1 protein-coding gene is annotated in these 1127 nt (G+C 39.9%); it reads right to left on the bottom strand.

Annotation, left to right across the window (positions count from 1 at the left end):
* Window positions 1-1127: ISL3 family transposase (locus H7T99_RS10515; RefSeq protein ID WP_201036001.1), on the bottom strand; the 1127-nt coding region annotated here is incomplete at both ends.

The raw sequence follows: 1127 nt of genomic DNA, 5'->3' as shown, positions 1-1127 counted from the left end.
AAGCCCAACCGTTTGATGTCTTTAATCAACTTGTTAGTAGCTTCCAGTTTTGCGTTTGAATAGTCTGTTTCTAGTGCGTTTTGGATGTATTGCTTATGTCTAAGAAAAGTCCTAAAGACAGTTTGAAAGTAGTGATTGATCTTGCTCCTATTTTCCTCTATCAGCCCAAAGAATTCATCTACTCTCTTCTCCTGAAATTGAAAAAGCAAGAGCTGATAAAGTGTATAGTAGTCGGTAAGCTCTTCTGAAAAGTCTAGTGTCTTCGCAACGACTTCATGTGGTGCTAAAGTTTGACGGAAAGTCTTTGAATAGAAAGAGTTGAGAGATAACTTACAGCTGTCCTTTTGGAAGAGTCGCCAGTGATTTTTCAAGGCTCGATAGGGTAGTGACTTCTTATCGAATTGGTTCATAATTGCAATTCTTGTCTTTAAAAAGGCTCGACTAAGGTGCTGGATGATGTGGAAACGATCAAGAACGATTTTTGCGTTTGGAAAGAGTCTGCGGGCTAGTGGGATGTAGGCTCCAGACATATCCATCGTGATAAACTGCACCTTTTGGCGAGCTTTTAATGGATACTTCAAAAAGTAGTTTCGTATAGAGGTTTGGCAGCGATTATCAAGGATGGTTATGAGTTTGTTTGTCTCATAGTTCTGAGCCACAAAAGCCAATTCCCCTTTCTTGAAACCAAATTCATCCCAGGACATGACCCTTGGGAGTTTGTCAAAATGTTCCTTGAAAGTAAACTGATCAAGCTTACGATAGACGGTAGAGGTCGACACACGAAGTCTTCTGGCAATATCTGTTAGTGACATCTTCTCAGTTAGGAGTTGTGCAACTTTTTGACGGACTAGATTTGAGATTTGGCAGTTTTTCTCAACGATAGATGTCTTAGCTACCGTGACTCTCTTACAACTTTTACACTGGAAACGGCGTTTCTTCAGACGTAGCAGTGTAGGCGTTCCAGCTTGTTCGAGAAGAGGAATTTTAGAAGGCTTTTGAAAGTCATAATTGATCATCTTTCCTTGGCAGTGAGGACATGATGGTGCAGGGTAATCAAGTTTTGCTTGAATCTCGATATGAGTGTCAGTTTCAAAAACAAGTGAAATCTTGATATTTTGGTCTTTAAT

The sequence above is a fragment of the Streptococcus sp. 17.1 genome (genome assembly GCF_016648655.1).
In the GTDB taxonomy this organism is placed as follows: domain Bacteria; phylum Bacillota; class Bacilli; order Lactobacillales; family Streptococcaceae; genus Streptococcus; species Streptococcus salivarius_E.
Note: the sequence above shows the minus strand (reverse complement) of the source record. Positions and strands in the feature narration are given on the sequence as shown.